The 20130-nt window shown below is 70.1% G+C and carries 1 protein-coding gene (running past one end of the window); it reads left to right on the top strand.

The genetic code is table 11. The annotated features are described in order from the left end of the window. Window positions 1-20130 carry the 3' end of a non-ribosomal peptide synthetase gene (locus C8258_RS13520; protein ID WP_106955514.1) on the top strand. Its footprint begins 23799 nt before the window's first position, so only the last 20130 of its 43929 coding nucleotides appear in the window; its start codon lies off the left edge, out of view; its stop codon occupies window positions 20128-20130.

The raw sequence follows: 20130 nt of genomic DNA, 5'->3' as shown, positions 1-20130 counted from the left end.
GAGGCGGCGGTGTTCCGTGCGCCGGTCACCCCCGTGGAGCAGATCGTCGCGGGCACCTTCGCCGAGGTGCTCGGCGTGGACCGGGTCGGCCTGGACGACGATTTCTTCGCCCTCGGCGGCAACTCGCTGATCGCCACCCAGGTGGCCGCGCGGTTGTCCTCGGCCCTGGACACCCAGCTGGGTGTGCGCGAGATCTTCGAGGCCTCCACCGTCGCCGGTCTGGCGGCGCGGGCCGAGACCCGTTCCGGTGCGGGCGGTCGCGCGGCGCTGGTGCCGCAGCATCGGCCCGAGCTGGTGCCGCTGTCGCTGGCGCAGCAGCGGATGTGGTTCCTCAACCGCTTCGATCCCGAATCCGCGGTCGACAACATCCCGGCCGCGGTGCGGCTGTCGGGTCTGCTGGACCGGCAGGCGCTGCAGATCGCGGTCGCCGATGTGCTGGCGCGCCACGAATCGCTGCGCACCCGCTACCCCGAGGTGGACGGCACCGCCTACCAGGAGATCGTGCCGACCTCGAAGGTCATCCCCGATCTCACGCCGATCGACGTCACCGAAACCGAACTGCCGCAGCGGATTTCGGAGCTGGTCGGCACCGGCTTCGACGTCACCGTCGAGGTGCCGTTCCGGGCCCGGCTGTTCGAGGTCAGCCCGACCGAACACGTGCTGGCCCTGGTGGTGCACCACATCTCCGCCGACGGCTTCTCGATGGGCCCGCTGACCCGCGACGTGATGACCGCCTACGGTGCGCGCGTCGAGGGTGGCGAACCGGCCTGGGCGCCGCTGCCGGTGCAGTACGCCGACTTCGCGCTCTGGCAGCGTGAGGTGCTCGGCCGCGAGGACGATCCGGAATCGGTGATCGCCGACCAGATCGAATACTGGCGCGACGCACTGCGCGGAGTGCCCGAACAGCTCGATCTGCCCACCGACCGGCCGCGTCCGGCCGTCGCCTCCGGCCGCGGCGCGACGCACATCTTCCACATCGACGCCGACGTGCACGCCCGGCTCGCCGAACTGGCCCGCACTCGCGGCGCGACCATGTTCATGGTCACGCACGCGGCGCTGGCGCTGGTGCTGTCGCGGCTGAGCGGGGAGGCCGATATCGCCATCGGCACGCCGGTGGCCGGCCGCGGTGAGCGCGCGCTCGACGACCTGATCGGCATGTTCGTAAACACCCTGGTGTTGCGGACCGAGATCGACGGCGGCGCGAGCTTCACCGATCTGCTGCAGTCGGTGCGCAGCACCGATATCGCCGCCTTCGGGCACGCGGATCTGCCGTTCGAGCGGCTGGTGGAGATTCTGAACCCGGCGCGTTCGCAGGCGCGGCATCCGCTGTTCCAGGTGATGCTGTCGTTCCAGAACACCGGCCAGAACGCCCTGGAACTGCCGGGGCTGACGGTCAGCGGTGTGGAACTGCCGATCGACACCGCGAAATTCGATCTGCAGCTGGTACTCACCGAGGAGACCGCCGAGACCGCCGACGGCGCCGCCGGTATCACCGCCGAATTCGTCTACGCCACCGACCTTTTCGACGGCGCGACGATCGCCGGCTTCGCCGATCGCCTGGTGCGGGTGCTCTCCGCCGTGGTCGCCGAACCGGCGGCCCGGGTGGGCGACATCGATCTGCTCGCTCCCGCCGAGGCGGCGCGCGAACTGCGCGGCTGGAACAACACGGCACGCCATCTGCCGGTGCGCCGCGAGGGTGCCACCACCCTGCTGGCCGACTTCCACGCCCAGGTCGAGCAGACCCCGGCCGCGGTCGCGGTCGTCGATCCGGAGGCCGGCGTCACGCTGACCTACGCCGAATTCGCGGCGCGGGCACAGCGACTCGCGCGGTATCTGGTCGAGGCCGGTGTGGGCCCGGACGCGCGGGTGGCACTGGCCGTGCGGCGTTCGCTCGACCTCGTCGTGGCCGCCTACGCGGTGCTGGAGGCCGGTGGCGCGTACGTGCCGCTGGATCTGGAACAGCCGGGTGAGCGCATCCGCTACGTGGTCGACACCGCCGCCCCGATCGCCGTGCTCACCACCGCACGCGACGGCGCGGACATCGATCGCGCGCTCGAAGGTGCCGCGACCGCCGTGCGCATCGACGAGCTGGACCTGTCCGGCTACCCGGACGGCGAACTCGACGACACCGAACGGCGTGCCCCACTGCGGCCGGAGCACCTCGCCTACGTGATCTTCACCTCCGGCTCCACCGGACGGCCGAAGGGCGTGGCGGTCTCGCAGGCCGCGGTGGTGAACCAGATCCGCTGGATCACCGCCGAATACGGCATCGGCGCCGATGACGTGGTGCTGTTCAAGACGCCGCCGACCTTCGACGTGTCGGTGTGGGAGCTGTTCGGTGCGACCGCCACCGGCGCGCGCCTGGTGATCGCCGCGCCGGACGGCCATCGCGATCCCGGCTACCTCGCCGAGGTGATCGCGGCCCAGCAGGTCACGATGACCTCGTTCGTGCCGTCGATGCTGTCGGTGTTCTCCGACAGCGTGCACGCGGGTACGGCCGCGGCGGTGTCGTCGCTGCGCACCCTGCTGATCGCGGGTGAGGCGTTCACCGCCGACGCCGCGCAGGCCTACCGCCGCATCGGCACCGCCGAACTGCACAACCTGTACGGGCCCACCGAATTCACCGTGCACGCCACCGCGATGCCGGTGGCCGCGGATATCGCCGGCGCGGTGCCGATCGGCCTGCCGGTGTGGAACGCGCAGGCCTACATCCTGGACGCGCGGCTGCATCCGGTTCCGGCCGGTGTCGCGGGTGAGCTGTATCTGGCCGGTGCGCAGCTGGCGCGCGGCTACTTCGGCCGCACCGACCTGACCGCGGACCGCTTCGTCGCGAATCCGTTCGGCGGCAGCGGTTCCCGCATGTACCGCACCGGTGATCTGGTGCGCCGCGGCGCCGACGGTGCCATCGAATACATGGGCCGCACCGACTTCCAGGTGAAGTTGCGTGGTCTGCGCATCGAGCTCGGCGAGATCGAATCCGCGCTCACCGCACAGGATTCGGTCGCACAAGCGGTGGCCGTGGTGCGTTCCGACGAGCGGATCGGCGAACAGCTGGTCGGCTATGTCGTGCCCGCCGCCGGCGCCGGTGAGATCGAGGTCGACGCGGTTCGCGCGCACCTCGCGGCGCGGCTGCCCTCCTATATGGTTCCGGCCGCGATCGTCGTGCTCGACGCCCTGCCGCTCAGCGCGAACGGCAAGCTGGACCGGCGCGCGCTGCCCGCACCGGAATTCGAGGCACGGGAGTTCCGCGCCCCGACCACTCCGGTCGAGGAGATCGTCGCCGCCACTGTCGCCGAAGTGCTGGGTATCGACACCGACGCGCGGCCGGTCGGACTCGACGACGACTTCTTCGAACTGGGCGGCAACTCGCTGATCGCCACGCAGGTGGTCGCCCGCCTGGGGCAGGCGCTGAACACCCGCATCCCGGTGCGGACCCTGTTCGAGGCGCCGACCGTGGCGGCGCTGGCCGCCCGGCTGGAGACACACGCCGGTTCCGGTGGCCGCCGCGCCCTGGTGGCGGGGCCGCGACCGGAGGAGATTCCGCTCTCGCTGGCACAGCAGCGGATGTGGTTCCTCAACCGCTTCGACACCGCCAGCGCGGTCAACAACATCCCGATGGCGGTCCGGCTCACCGGAGCGCTCGACGTCGACGCCCTGCGCGAGGCCGTCGCGGATGTGATCGAACGCCACGAGGTGCTGCGCACGGTCTACCCGGAAACCTCCGAAGGCCAGGGCGTGCAGGTGATCCTGCCCGCCGACCGCGACGCGGTGGAACTGGACGCCGAACCGGTGACCGAGGCGCAACTGCCCCAGCGGGTGCGCGAGCTGGTCCTCACCGGCTTCGACGTCACCGCTGCGGTTCCGGTGCGCGCCAAGCTGTTCCGCGTCGAGCATGCGAGCGGCAACGGCGCGGGCGAGCCGGCGCCGGACTACGTGCTGGTGTTCGTCGTCCACCACATCTCCGGTGACGGCTGGTCGGTGCGGCCGCTGGCCCGCGATGTGATGCTCGCCTACGCGGCGCGCTCGCAGGGCGCCGCGCCGGGCTGGGCGCCGCTGCCGGTGCAGTACGCCGATTACGCCCTGTGGCAACGGGAAACGCTCGGTTCCGAGGACGATCCGGAATCGCTGATCGCCCAGCAGGTGTCGTACTGGTCGCAGCATCTGGCGGGTCTGCCCGAGCAGCTGGATCTGCCCGCCGACCGTCCGCGTCCCGCGGTCGCCACGTATCGCGGTGGCGTGCACGAGTTCTCGCTCGACGCCGGGCTGGTGCGCCGGCTCAATGCGCTGGCCCGCTCCCACGGCGCCAGCCTGTTCATGGTCACGCACGCGGCCTTCGCGGCGCTGCTGGCGCGGTTGTCCGGCAGTGACGATCTGGCCATCGGCACCGCCGTCGCGGGCCGTGGCGAGGCCGCGCTGGACGACGCCATCGGCATGTTCGTCAACACGCTGGTGCTGCGCAGCAGTGTCGATCCGGCGATGTCGTTCACCGAATTGCTCGCGCGCACCAAGGAATCCGATCTCGCCGCCTTCGGACACGCGGATCTGCCGTTCGAGCGGCTGGTGGAGATTCTGAATCCGGCGCGATCGCAGGCGCGGCATCCGCTGTTCCAGGTGATGCTGTCGTTCCAGAACACCGGTGAGGCCTCGTTCGCGCTGCCGGATCTCGAGGTCGGCGGCCTGCCGCTGGATGTCCTGACCGCGAAATTCGATCTGCACCTGAACCTCACGGAGCGCTTCGCCGCCGACGGTTCCGCGGAGGGGATGTCGGCCGAATTGGCCTACGCCACCGACATGTTCGATGCCCGGACCGTTGCGGCCTTCGCCGATCGCCTGGTCCGGATGCTGGACGCGGTGACCGCGGATCCGGCCGCCGCGCTCGGCGATATCGACCTGCTCGACGCCGTCGAACGCCGCACCATCGTGGACAACTGGAACGCCACCGCGTACGACGTCGACCGCGTCGTGCTCGGCCGGGCGGCCGGTACCGTCGCGCTGACACTGGCCTCGATGTTCGACAGGCAGGTCGAACGCGATCCCGACGAACCGGCGCTCACGTTCGAGGGGACAACTCTGTCCTACGGCGAGCTGGCGGCGCGGGTGAACCGGCTCGCTCGCCACCTGATCGAGCAGGGCGTGGGCCCGGATTCGCTGGTGGCGCTGCATATGCGGCGTTCGCTGGAACTGGTCATCGGCATGTACGCGGTGACCGTCGCCGGTGGTGGCTATGTGCCGCTGGACCCCGACCACCCGGCCGAGCGCACCGAATACGTACTGGCGACCGCGAATCCGGTCTGCGTGCTGACCACCGCGGACAGCCCGCTCGCGGCGCGGCCGGACGTGCCGGTCCTGGCGATCGACGGCCTGGAGCTGTCGGAGTACGCCGACGACCCGGTGGCCGATGCCGACCGCATCGCGCCGCTGCGGCCCGCGCACACCGCCTACGTGATCTTCACCTCCGGTTCTACCGGGCGGCCGAAGGGTGTGGCCGTCAGCCATGCCGCGATCGTGAACCGCCTGGCCTGGATGCAGGACGAGTACGACCTCTACCTCGACGACGTCGTGCTGCAGAAGACGCCCGCCACCTTCGACGTGTCGGTGTGGGAATTCTTCTGGCCCTTGCAGGTCGGCGCGCGCCTGGTCGTCGCCAAGCCCGACGGCCACCGCGATCCGGCCTATCTGGCGGAGCTGATCGACGCCGAGCGCATCACCACCGTGCACTTCGTGCCGTCGATGCTGTCGGTCTTCGTCGCCGCGCTGGACGCCTCCGGCGCCGACTGCACGACGTTGCGCCGGGTGTTCGCCTCCGGTGAGGCATTGCCCGCGGTTACCGCCCAGCGCCTGATCGAACTGACCGGCGCCCGGCTGCACAACCTCTACGGCCCGACCGAGGCCGCGGTCGACGTCACCTATCACGAGGTGACCGAGGCCGACACCGTCGCGGTGCCGATCGGCCGCCCGGTGTGGAACACCCGTGTCTACGTGCTGGATTCGCGGTTGCACCCGGTCGCCACCGGCGTCGCGGGCGAGCTGTACCTGGCCGGTGACCAGCTGGCGCGCGGATATGTCGCGCGTGCCGATCTGACCTCGGATCGGTTCGTTGCCAACCCCTTCGGGGGCGGGTCCGGGGGGATGGGCGCAGCCGAGGGCGAGCGGATGTACCGCACCGGTGACCTGGTGCGCTGGAACTCCTCCGGCGAACTGGAATACCTGGGCCGCACCGACTTCCAGGTGAAGTTGCGCGGTCTGCGCATCGAGCTCGGCGAGATCGAATCGGCACTGGTGGCGGTCGACGCCGTCGCGCAGGCCGTGGTGGTCGTGCGCTCCGACGACCGGCTCGGCGATCAGCTGGTCGCCTACGTGGTGCCCGCGACCGGCGCCATCGTCGACCCCGACGCGGTGCGTACCGAACTCGGCGAGGCGCTGCCCGGCTACATGGTGCCCTCGGCCTTCGTGGTGCTGGACGCGTTCCCGCTCAACGCCTCCGGCAAGCTGGACCGCAAGGCGCTGCCGGCGCCGGTGTTCGAGGCCCGGCAGTTCCGCGCCCCGGCCACCCCGATCGAGGAGATCGTGGCCGGCACGTTCAGCGATGTGCTGGGCGTGACCCGAGTAGGTCTCGACGACGACTTCTTCGAACTGGGCGGCAACTCGCTGATCGCCACCCAGGTGACCGCACGCCTGGGCGCCGCGCTCGACACTCAGCTGGCGGTGCGCGATCTGTTCGAGGCGTCGACCGTCGCCGCCCTGGCCGCGCGCCTGGAGCAGGGCGCCGGAACCGGCCGGACCCGGCCGAAGCTGGTGGCCGGGCAACGGCCGCAACGGATTCCGCTCTCGCCGGCGCAGCAGCGCTACTGGTTCCTCAACCAGTTCGACACCACCACCTCCGCGGTGGACAACATTCCACTCGCGGTGCGGCTGTCGGGTGCGCTCGACGTCGCGGCCATGGAACGCGCGCTCGGTGACGTGCTGGCCCGCCACGAGGTGCTGCGAACCACCTACCCGCGTTCGGCGGACGGCCCGCACCAGGTGATCCTGCCCGCGACCGAAACCGCGCCCCCGCTCGAGCCGGTGGCGGTCGACGAGTCCGAATTGCTGGACCGCATCATCGAATTCGCGATGACCACCTTCGACGTCACCGCCGAGGTGCCGCTGAAGGTCGCGCTGTTCCGGATCACCGGCGGGGACCAGTCGGCCGAGGAGCACGTCCTCGCGTTCACCGTCCACCATGTCGCCGCCGACGGTTCCTCGATGGGACCGCTGGCCCGTGATCTGATGGCGGCCTACGCCGCACGCGTCCAGGGTGAGGCGCCGCAGTGGACGCCGCTGCCGGTGCAGTACGCCGATTACGCGCTGTGGCAGCGCGAGGTGCTCGGATCCGAGGAAGATCCGGAATCGCTGGCCGCCCAGCAGGTGGCCTACTGGACCGCGGCTCTCGACGGGCTGCCGGATCAGCTGGAACTGCCGACCGACCGTCCGCGTCCGCCGGCCCAGTCGTTCCAGGGCAAGGCGATTCGCTTCGAGATCGACCCGCAGCGCCACGCCCGCCTGCACGAGCTGGCGCGCGCGAACAACGCCTCGCTGTTCATGGTCGTGCACGCGGCGCTGGCCGTCCTGCTCTCGCGGCTCTCGGGGACCGGCGACATCGCCGTGGGCACCCCGATCGCCGGACGTGGTGAGCGCGAACTCGACGATCTGATCGGCATGTTCGTCAACACGCTGGTGTTCCGCACCCGCATCGACGGCAACGCGAGCTTCGCCGAGCTGCTCGCCGATGTGCGCGAGCGCGACCTCGAGGCCTTCACCAACGCCGACGTGCCGTTCGAGCGGCTGGTCGAGGTGCTCAACCCGGTGCGGTCCACGGCGCGCAACCCGCTGTTCCAGGTGGGTCTGTCGTTCCAGAACCTGGCCGAGACCGCCCTGGAACTGCCCGGTCTCTCGGTGAGCGCGGTGAATTTCGATTCCCAGCTGGCCAAGACCGATCTGCACGTGACGCTCTACGACCGCTACGCCGAGGACGGTTCACCGGCCGAGATCATCACCGAATTCGGCTATGCCATAGACCTTTTCGACGAGTCGACGGTGCAGGGCTTCGCGGACCGGTTCGTCCGTGTGCTCGATGCGGTGATCGCGGACGTGTCCGGCCCGGTCGGTGATATCGACCTGCTGGATCCGGCCGAGAACGAGCGGATCCTGCGGCAGTGGAACGAGACCGCCCATCCGATCGACACCGAGGCGACGCTGGTGTCGCTGCTCGATGACACGGTCGCCGCCGATCCGACCGCGGTCGCGCTGGTGGTCGACACCGAGGCCACCGGAACGGCGCAGCAGGTGCTGACCTACGGCGACCTCGACGCGCGGGTGAACCGCTTGGCGCGCTACCTCGTCGAATGCGGGATCGGCACCGAGGATCGGGTGGCGCTGGCACTGGGCCGCTCGGTGGAGCTGATCGTCGCGATGTACGCGGTGGCCAAGACCGGTGCGGCCTACGTGCCGATCGATCCGGGCCAGCCCGCCGAACGCATCGACTACATCCTCGAGACGGCGGCCCCCGCCTGTGTGCTGACCACCTCCGCCGTCGTCGCGGCCACCACCGGCGACGACGAGGAGAGCGCGCTGCGCTGGACCCCGCAGCGTCCGGTGATCGAACTCGACGGGCTCGAGCTCTCCGGTTACTCGGCGGCGCCGATCACCGCGGGGGAGCGGTTGCGTGAACTCACCGCAGGCAATGCCGCGTACGTGATCTTCACCTCCGGTTCCACCGGCCGCCCCAAGGGCGTGGTGGTGTCGCACGGCGCCATCGTCAACCAGTTGCGCTGGGAGATCGCCGAATTCGGCCTCGGCGCCGGGGATTCGGTGCTGCTCAAGACCGCGGCCACCTTCGACCTGTCGGTGTGGGAGTTCTGGACCGCCGCCGCCTGCGGTGGCCGCCTGGTGGTGGCCGCGCCCGAGGGCCATCGCGATCCGGCCTACCTCAACGATCTGATGCTCGGCACCGCCGTCACCACACTGCACGTGGTGCCGTCGATGCTGGACGCCCTGCTCACCGAGAGCGAAGGCATGCTCAGCTCGTCGCTGAAGCGGGTGCTCGCCATCGGTGAGGCGCTGCCGGCCGCGACCGCGCAGCGCTTCCTGCAGACCGCCGGGGCCGCACTGTTCAACCTGTACGGCCCGACCGAGGCCGCGGTCTCGATCACCAGCCATCGCGTCACCACCGCCGACCGGCAGTCGGTGTCGATCGGTGCGCCGGAGTGGAACAGCCGGGCGTACGTGCTGGATTCGCGGCTGCGGCCCGTTCCGGTGGGTGTGCCGGGTGAGCTGTACCTGGCCGGTGCGCAGCTCGCGCGCGGCTACTTCGGTCGCGCGGATCTGACCGCGGACCGGTTCGTCGCCGATCCGTTCGGGGCGCCGGGCACGCGGATGTACCGCACCGGTGACCTGGTGGCCTGGACCGAGCGCGGTGAACTGGACTACCGGGGCCGCACCGACTTCCAGGTGAAGATCCGCGGCTTCCGCATCGAACTCGGCGAGATCGAGGCGGTGCTGCTGCGGCAGCCGGTCGTCACCGCGACCGCCGTTGTCGCGCACGCGGATCCGAATCTGGGCGATCGCCTGGTCGCCTATGTGGTCGGCACCGCCGAGCTGGACAAGCAGGCATTGCAGGCCGCACTGGCCGAACAGCTGCCGTCCTACATGGTGCCGTCGGTGTTCATGCAGCTGGACGCGCTGCCGCTGAACGCCAACGGCAAACTGGACCGCGCCGCCCTGCCCGAACCGGTCTTCGAGAAGGCCGTCTTCCGCGCGCCGGTGACCCCGATCGAGCAGATCGTGGCCAACACCTTCGCCGATGTGCTGCGCAAGGAATCCGGCACGATGGGCCGCGACGACGACTTCTTCGCGTGGGGCGGTAACTCGCTGCTCGCCACGCAGGTCGCCGCGCGTCTGGGCGAGGCGCTGAACACCCGGGTGCCGGTGCGCCTGCTGTTCGAGGCCTCCACCGTCGCCGCGCTCGCCACCCGGGTCGAGCACCACGCCGACGCCGGCGGTCGCCGCGCGCTGACCGCCGCACCGCGCCCGCCGCGGATCCCGCTGTCGCTGGCGCAGCAGCGGATGTGGTTCCTCAACCGCTTCGACACCGCTTCGGCCGCCTACAACGTGCCGATCGCGGTGCGGCTGAGCGGTGTGCTGGACGTCTCGGCGCTGCGGGCCGCGATGGCGGATCTGGTGGCGCGCCACGAGATCCTGCGGACCGTGTACCCGCAGACCGACCAGGGCCCGGTGCAGGTGATCCTGCCCGCGGCCCAGGCGATTCCGGAGCTCGAACTGCGCGTGGTCGACGCCGCCGCGGTGGAGTCCGAGGTGGTCGCGCTGATCAATACCAGCTTCGACGTCACCACCGAGGTGCCGGTGCGGGTCGCGCTGTTCGAGGTCCGCTCCGGCAGCGACACCGAAACCGCGAGTGGCGCAGGCGAATACGTGCTCGCGATGGTCGTGCACCACATCTCCGGCGACGGTTCGTCGGTGGGCCCGCTGACCCGCGATCTGATGACCGCCTACGCGGCCCGCGCGGCCGCGCTGGCGCCGAACTGGGCGCCGTTGGCGGTCCAGTACGCCGACTACAGCATCTGGCAGCGCGAACTGCTGGGCAGCGAGGACGATCCGGATTCGCTGGCCTCCAAGCAGGTCGCGTACTGGAAGCAGGCGCTGGCCGAACTGCCCGATCAGCTCGATCTGCCGGCGGATCGCCCGCGTCCGGCCGTGCAGAGTTTCGCCGGCGGCAAGGTCGAGATGCGCATCGATGCCGAACTGCATCGCGGGTTGATCGACCTGGCCCGCACCGAGGGCGCGACGCTGTTCATGGTCGTGCACACCGCGCTGGCGGTCCTGCTGTCGCGGCTGTCGGGTTCCGACGACATCGCCATCGGCACGCCGATGGCCGGTCGCGGTGAGGCCGTACTCGACGACCTGATCGGTATGTTCGTCAACACGCTGGTGTTCCGCACCCAGGTCGACGCCGGGGCCGGCTTCACCGAACTGCTGGGGCGTCAGCGCGATATCGACATCCAGGCCTTCGCCAACGCCGACGTGCCGTTCGAGCGGCTGGTCGAGGTGCTCAACCCGGTGCGCTCCACGGCGCGGCATCCGCTGTTCCAGGTGGGCCTGTCGTTCCAGAACCTGGCCCAGGCCACGCTGGAACTGCCGGGTCTGCGGGTCAGCGGACTGGACTTCGACACCCAGCTCTCGCAGTTCGACCTGCACCTGATCGCCACCGACCGCTACAGCGACACCGGTGCGCCCGAAGGCATCACCGGATTCTTCACCTACGCGACCGACCTGTTCGACCACGAGACGGTGGCGGGCTTCGTGGATCGCTTCGTGCGGATGCTGGGCGCGATCGTGGCCGAACCGCGCACCGCGGTCGGCGATATCGATCTGCTCGCCGCCGCCGAACGCGATGCGCTGGTCTCCGCCCGCAATACCACCGATCACCCGGTGGACCGGTCGGTGACGCTGGCCTCGCTGCTGGACGCGACGGTCGACACCCACTCCGAGCGCGACGCACTGGTCGGCGCCGACGGCACCCGGGTGACCTACGCCGAACTCGACCGCCGGGTGAACCTGCTGGCCCGCCATCTGATTTCGCTCGGGGTCGGACCGGAGTCGCGGGTCGCGCTGGCGATGCGCCGCTCGGTCGATCTGGTGGTCGCCATGTACGCGGTGACCGTGGCCGGCGGCGCCTATGTGCCGGTGGATCCGGATCAGCCGGCCGAACGCACCGGCTACATCCTCGACACCGCCGACGTGGTGTGTGTGCTCACCGATGCCGACGCCGCGTTCGAGACCGAGGTCGCACCCGTGGTCCGCGTCGACGACCTCGACACCACCGGTGACGATTCACCGATCGAGGACGCCGAGCGGGTCGCGCCGCTGCTCCCGCAGCACACCGCCTACGTCATCTTCACCTCCGGTTCCACCGGGCGGCCGAAGGGTGTGGCGGTCCCGCACGCCGCGGTGGTCAACCAGTTGCTGTGGAAGATCGCCGAATTCGGCCTGGGCGCCGAGGATTCGGTGCTGCTGAAGACCGCTGCCACCTTCGACCTGTCGGTCTGGGAGTTCTGGTCCGCGGCCGTGGCCGGCGGGCGTCTGGTGATCGCGGCGCCGGACGGCCACCGCGATCCGGCCTACCTCAACGAGCTGATGGCGCGCGAGGCGGTCACCACGCTGCACGTGGTGCCCTCGATGCTGGACGCGCTGCTCACCGAATCCGATGGGACGCTGACGAATTCGCTGCGTCGGGTGCTGGCGATCGGTGAGGCGCTGCCGGGTGCGACCGCGCAGCGGTTCCGCCGCGACAACGCCGGCGAACTGTTCAACCTGTACGGCCCGACCGAGGCCGCGGTCTCGATCACCAGCCACCGCGTCACCGCGGACGAACAGCAGTCGGTGTCGATCGGTGCGCCGGAGTGGAACAGCCGGGTCTACGTGCTGGATTCGCGCCTGCATCCGGTTCCGGACGGCGTCGCCGGTGAGCTGTATCTGGCCGGTGCGCAGCTGGCCCGCGGCTACTTCGCGCGGCCGGATCTGACCGCGGACCGGTTCGTGGCCAACCCCTTCGAGCCCGGCACCCGGATGTACCGCACCGGTGACCTGGTGAGCTGGAATGCGCAGGGCGAGCTGGACTATCAGGGCCGCACCGACTTCCAGGTCAAGATCCGCGGCTTCCGCATCGAACTCGGCGAGATCGAGTCGGCGCTGCTCGGCCTGGACGAGGTCGCGCAGGTCGCGGTGCTCGCGAAGTCGGATCCGCGCATCGGCGACCGGCTGGTCGCCTATCTGGTGCCGGCCGGCCAGAGCCTCGACATCGACGCGGTGAAGTCGGCACTGAACGCGGCGTTGCCGTCGTACATGGTGCCCTCGGCGTTCGTCGAACTGGACGCGTTGCCGCTGAACATCAACGGCAAACTCGACCGGCGCGCGCTGCCCGAACCGGAATTCGAGACCACCGCCTTCCGGGCGCCCTCGACACCGATCGAAGAGGCGGTCGCTTCCGTCTACACCGACGTGCTGTCGGTCGAGCGGGTCGGCGCCGACGACGACTTCTTCGCCCTCGGCGGTAACTCGCTGCTGGCCACGCAGGTCGCCGCGCGCCTCGGTGCGTTGCTCGACACCCGGGTGCCGGTGCGGGCGCTGTTCGAAGCCTCGACGGTGGCCGGGCTGGCCGCCAAGGTCGAACAGCAGGCCGGTGCCGGTGGCCGCCCGCCGCTGACCGCGGGACCGCGCCCCGTGCACATCCCGCTGTCGCTGGCGCAGAACCGCATGTGGTTCCTCAACCAGTTCGACACCACCTCGTCGGTGGACAACATCCCGGTGGCGATCCGGCTCTCCGGCGCGCTCGATGTGTCCGCGCTGCGTGAGGCGGTCGCCGACCTCATCGCACGCCACGAGATCCTGCGCACGGTCTATCCGGAGACCGATGCCGGTCCGGTGCAGCGGGTGCTGTCGCCGGCGGAGGTGGCGATCGATCTCGAGCCGGTGCGGATCGACGAATCCGGCGTGGTCGAGGCCGTCGCCGCCGCGGTGACGACCGGTTTCGACGTGACCGCGCAGATTCCGTTCCACATCCGCCTGTTCCAGGTCACCGACACCGACTTCGTGCTGGTCTTCGTCGCGCACCACATCGCGGCCGACGGCTGGTCGATGGGCCCGCTGACCCGGGATCTGATGGTGGCCTACGCCTCGCGCGCCGAGGGTGCGGCACCGGCGTGGGCGCCGATGCCGGTGCAGTACGCCGACTTCAGCATCTGGCAGCGCGATCTGCTCGGCTCCGAGGACGATCCGGAGAGCCTGCTCAGCGCCCAGGCCGACTACTGGCGGCAGGCGCTGGCCGGGATTCCGGACGAGCTGAACCTGCCCGCGGATCGCCCGCGGCCGACCGTGCAGTCGTTCCAGGGCGGCCGGGTGCTGTTCCCGATCGGCAACGAGCTCTACGACGGGCTGCAGCGCACCGCCCGCGAACAGAACGCGACGCTGTTCATGGTCGTGCACACCGCGCTCGCGCTGTTCCTGGCGCGGATGTCGGGTACCGACGACATCGCGATCGGCACCCCGATCGCGGGCCGCGGCGAGGCCGAACTCGACGATCTGATCGGCATGTTCGTCAACACGCTGGTGCTGCGGACCCATGTGCGCGGTGAGCTGACCTTCGGAGAGCTGCTGAGTCACGCCAAGGATGCGGACCTGCAGGCCTTCGCGCACGCCGACATTCCGTTCGAGCGGCTGGTCGAACTGCTCAATCCGGAACGCTCCACCGCGCGGCATCCGCTGTTCCAGGTGGCGCTGTCGTTCGAGAACCTGCCCGAGAGCACATTCGAACTGCCCGGATTGCACGTCTCGGCACTCGATTTCGACGTCGACACCGCGAAATTCGACCTGTCGCTGACGGTTCGGGAATCCGACGACGGCCGCAACGGCATGTACGCCGAATTCTCCTATGCGCGTGACCTTTTCGACGAGGCCACGGTGGAGGTGTTCGCGCAGCGGTTCACCCGTCTGCTCGAGGCGATCGTCGCGCAGCCGCAGACCGCGGTCGGCGATCTGTCGCTGCTGGCCGCCGACGAGTACGAGCTGCTCACCCACGTCCACGGTGACGAGGTGATGGCCACCGGCCTGCTGCCGGATCTGATGAGCCACGGCGTCCGGCTCGGCCGGGATCGAATCGCGGTGCGCTACAACGGTGAATCGATCACCTACGGCGAACTCGACGACCGGTCCTCGCGCCTGGCGCGGGTGCTGATCGAACGCGGTGTCGGACCCGAGCAACTGGTCGCGGTCTCGTTCCCGCGGTCCTACGAGATGGTGCTGGCCGTGCTGGCCGTCACCAAGGCCGGTGGCGCGCACGTGCCGGTGGATCCGAACTACCCCGAGGATCGGGTGCGCCACATGCTCACCGATTCCGGTGCGCTGCTGGGTATCACCGGTTCGGCGTATGTCGGCGACCTGCCCGGCGACGTGGACTGGCTGGTCCTCGACGATCCGGCGACCGACGAGTTGTGCGCCGCGCAGTCGGCGGCGCCGGTGACCGATGCCGACCGGCGCGCCCCGTTGCAGATGGCACACCCCGCGTACGTCATCTACACCTCGGGTTCGACCGGTAAGCCCAAGGGCGTCACGGTGACCCACGCCGGCCTCGGCGGCCTGGCCGATGTGGCGACGAGCCTGTACGGCCTGGAGCCGCAGCATCGGTTCCTGCACATCTGCTCGCCCAGCTTCGACCCGTCGGTGCTGGAATGGGTGTGCGCGTTCTACATCGGCGCCACCCTGGTGATCACGCCGTCGCAGATCATCGGTGGTCCGGAACTGGCGGAGCTGCTGCGCACCGAGCAGGTCACCCACACCATCATCACGCCCGCGGTGCTGGGCACGATGGATCCGGCCGACCAGGAGCAGTTGCTGGTGACGTCGGTGGGTGGCGATGTGACCACGCCGGAACTGCTGGCCAAGTGGCAGCCGGGACGCAAGTACTTCAACGCCTACGGTCCGACCGAGACGACGATCATCTCCTCGTACGCGCGGTTGTTCCCGGGTGACCACATCACCATCGGCACCCCGGTGCACGGTATGTCGGCGCTGGTGCTCGACGCCCGGATGAACCCGGTGCCGCCGGGCGTGGCCGGTGAGCTGTTCCTGTCCGGCGGCGCGGTGGCCCGCGGTTACCAGCATCGGCCGGGGCTGACCGCGGAGCGGTTCGTCGCCAACCCGTGGGGTGCGCCCGGAACCCGCATGTACCGCACCGGTGACGTGGTGCGGTGGTACGCCGAACCGGATGTGCGCGGTGGCAACATCGCCCGCCCGGAGGTGCCGTGGGAGCTCGATTACGTGGGCCGCACCGACTTCCAGGTCAAGATCCGCGGCTTCCGCATCGAACTCGGTGAGATCGACGCGGTACTCGGCCGGCATCCGGATGTCGAATTCGCGATCACCATCGGACGCGAAACCGCCGCCGGTGCAACGATTCTGGTGTCCTACGTGCTCGGCGTGCCGGGGCGCGCGGTCGATCCCGCGGCGGTCACCGACCATGTGGCCGCGGTGTTGCCGCCGCATATGGTGCCCTCGGCGATCGTGGTCCTGGACGAGATTCCGCTGACCCCGGTCGGCAAGCTCGACCGCAAGGCGCTGCCGGAACCCCAGCTGGCGCCGCGCGAATTCCGGGCACCGACCAGTGCGCTCGAGGCGACCATCGCCGAGGTGTTCGCCGAGGTGCTGGGCGTCGATCAGGTCGGGCTCGACGATTCGTTCTTCGCGCTCGGCGGTGACTCGATCCTGTCGATCCAGCTGGTCTCGCGGGCCAAGGCGCGCGGTGTGCTGTTCACGCCGCGGCAGGTCTTCGAGCGGCGCAGCGTGGCCGCGCTGGCGGAGATCGCCACCCGCGCGGGGGAGGCCGAACAGCAGGTGCTGGCCGAACTGCCCGGTGGCGGTGTCGGCGAGATCCCGCTGACGCCGATCATGGCCTCGATCCTCGGCACCGGCTCGTCGTATCAGCGGTTCTCGCAGGCCATGGCGCTGCGACTGCCCGACGACACCGACCGGGAGACCCTGGTCGCGACCGTCGCCGCGGTCGTCGATCACCACGATGTGCTGCGAACCAGGTTGCGGCGCGACGAATCCGCCCCCGTGGACGCCACGGACGGGTGGACGTTCGAGGCGCTGGAGCAGGGCGCGATCGATGTCGACGCCCTCGTGCATCGGGTCGAGTTGCCCGGTGACATCTCGGAGGCGGAACTGTCGCGCCGGGCGAGCGCCGAATACGACGCCGCGCTGGGTCGCCTCGATCCGGCGAACGCGGTGATGACGCAGTTCCTGTGGTTCGCCTTCACCGGTGCGCAGGACGACGCCGCGCCGCGTCGCCGGGACGTGCTCGTGATCGTCGCCCACCACTTCGTGGTCGACGGTGTGTCGTGGCGCATCCTGATCCCGGATCTCGCGGTGGCCTGGTCGCAGCTGAAGTCGGATCAGGCCGTGACGCTGCCGGCGAACGGCACCTCCATGCGCCGCTGGGCGCACGCCCTGGTCGACGCCGCGGCCACGCGGACCGGGGAACTGCCGTTCTGGCAACAGATTTCGGCGGCCGAGGATCCGGTGCTGGGCGAGCGGGCGTTCGACCCGGCGGTCGACACCTTCGCCACCGTCGACCGGGTCGAGGTGCTGCTCCCGGCCGAGGTGACCGATGCGGTGCTGACCGGCGTGCCGGACAAGTACCGGGCCGGCGTCAACGACGGCCTGCTGTCGGCGCTCGCGCTGGCGGTGAGTACGTGGCGCGGTGAATCCGCGGGCGGTGCCGCGCTGGTGAAGCTCGAGGGTCACGGCCGTGAGGAGAGCGTGGTTCCGGGCGCCGATCTGTCGCGTACGGTCGGCTGGTTCACCAGTGCCTATCCGGTGCGGCTGGATCTGGGCCACGCCGATGTGGCGGCCGCCCTGCGCGGTGGAAAAGCGCTGGGCGACATCGTGAAATCGGTGAAGGAGCAGCTGCTCGCGGTGCCGGACAAGGGCATCGGATACGGCCTGCTGCGCTACCTGAATGCTGCGACCGGAACCGAACTGGCGACCGGCACCGCACCCCAGATCAGCTTCAACTATCTGGGCCGCGCGGATACCGGTGCGGGCGCCGAGACGGCCGAAAGCGCCTCGGGCCCGGTCGGTTTCGACTGGGCGCCGGTGGCGGACCTGGGACAGCTGGATGCCGACATGGATCCGGATATGCCCGCCAACGCCGCGATCGACATCAACGCGATCGTCACCGACGGGCCCGAGGGCGCGCAGCTGTCCGCCTCCTTCGCGTTCCCGACCGGGCTGTTCGGCAAGCAGCGCGTGCAGGAGTTCGCCGATCTGTGGGTGGCGGCGCTGACCGCGCTCGCCGACCACGTCCGGCAGCCGGAGGCGGGCGGTCTGACGCCGTCCGATCTGCCGCTGGTCGAGGTCGCGCAGTCCGAGATCGACGAGTGGGAACAGCAGGATCCGGGTCTGTCGGATGTCTGGCCGCTCTCGCCGCTGCAGTCGGGTCTGCTGTTCCACGCGATGATGACCCAGCAGACCGTGGACGTCTACACCATGCAGGCCGTGGTGGATCTGGGCGGCGTGGTCGACGAGGACCGGCTGCGGGCGGCCGGCCAGGCCATCCTGGACCGCTATCCGAACCTGCGCGCCTCCTTCGTCACCGATGCCGGTGGCCGGGCGGTACAGCTGATCTCGGATCGGGTCGAGGTGCCGTGGCGGACCGTCGATCTGACGGATCTGGATCGGCCGCAGCGGATTCCGGAGTTGAGGCGCCTGCTCGAAGAGGATCGGGCGACGCACTTCGACATGTCGCGGGGGCCGCTGCTGCGGTTCACGCTGTATCGGACCGACGCCGAGACGTTCCATCTGGCCATCACGACCCACCACATCCTGGTGGACGGCTGGTCGATGCCGCTGCTGATGCGGGATCTGCTGGTGCTCTACGCGGTGCGCGGTGATACCGCCGCGCTGCCGCGGGTGTCCTCGTACCGGAACTTCCTGAGCTGGCTGGCCGGGCGCGACCGCGAGGAATCGCTGCGCACCTGGTCGCGGGCACTGGCCGGTGCGGACGAGCCGACCCAGCTCGCACCGCCCGCGCGCGGACCCGAGCACTACGAGATCGAGAAGTTCGTCGCCGAGGTCGACGAGGACCGCACGCGCCGGATCACCAAGTACGCCGCCGAGGTCGGGGTCACGGTGAACACGCTGGTGCAGGCCGCGTGGGGCATTCTGCTCGGCCGGCTCACCGGCCGCGACGACGTGGTGTTCGGCGCGACGGTCTCCGGCCGCCCGCCGGAGCTGACCGGGGTGGAATCGATGGTCGGCCTGTTCATCAACACGCTGCCCGTGCGGGTGGGTGTGGACGACCGCCTGTCGGTCGGTGAGCTGCTGCAGCGCCTGCAGCGCGATCAGGCCGATCTGCTCGACCACCACTACGTCGGCCTCACCGATATCCAGCGGATCGCCGGTGCCGGAGCACAATTCGACACGCTGCTGGTGTTCGAGTCGTATCCGATGGATACCGACGCGATCGCCGCGGCGAGCTCGATCGACGGCATGTCGGTGACCGGTGTCGGCACCAACGACGCGACCCACTACCCGCTGACGCTGCTGGTGACCGCCGAATCGACGATCGAGGTGACCTGGAAGTACCTCACCAGCCGGTTCACCGCCGAGGAGGTGCACACCCTCGCCGAGCGACTGGGCCGGGTGCTGGACGCGCTGATCGGCGATCCGACGGCCGCGGTCGGCGATATCGACATCCTCGACGCCGAGGAGCGGGCGCGCATTCTGGCCGGCGCCGCGGTGACCGCCGAACCGGTCGCCGAGCCCGGCCGGGTCGGCAGCCGTACGGTGGCCAAGGCCCTCGGCGATGTGGTCGAGGAGGATCCGCAGGCTCCCGCGCTGCTGTCCGGCGACGCCGAAATCGCCTATCACGAGGTGGATTCGCGGTCGTCGAAGCTGGCCCGGGTCCTGATCGGGCGTGGCGTCGGACCGGGTGACATCGTCGCGGTGGCGCTGCCGCATTCGGTGGATGCCGTGGTGGCGCTGTGGGCGATCCAGAAGGCCGGCGCCGCGGCGCTGTTCGCCGACGGCCTGTCCTTCGGCGACATCGTCGCCGCGGGCGCCGGCTGGGGTATCGCGCTGGAACCGGCGGCCAAGTCGGTGCGCTGGCTGGTCCCGACCGATCCGAAGGTGCGGGCGGAAATCGATGCGGCGCAGGCACATCCGGTGTCCTACGCCGACCGGGTCCGGGTCCTGCAGGACGACCATCCGGCCTTCGTGGTGCGGGCGGCCGACGGCACCCTGCGCACGCTGACCCAGGAGCAGGCCCTCGAGCATGCCGACGCCGTGCGCGCCGAGCACGAGATCGACTACGAGTCGACCACGTACACCACGGCGACGGCGGGCCCGGCAGCGCTGGCGGAATTCCTGACCTCCGCGACCGCGGGCGCCCTCTCCGTCCTGCCCAGCGGCGATATCGCCGGCGACCTGGCCGAGGGCGAGGTCAGCCACTGGTTCACCGTGCCGGGCGAGGCGACCGATGCCGCCGAGGGCGAGGTGCGGGTGATCGAGGCGGAGTGA

The sequence above is a fragment of the Nocardia sp. MDA0666 genome, assembly GCF_003023875.1.
Lineage (GTDB): Bacteria > Actinomycetota > Actinomycetes > Mycobacteriales > Mycobacteriaceae > Nocardia > Nocardia aobensis.
This window is presented reverse-complemented; position numbering and strand designations above follow the sequence as displayed.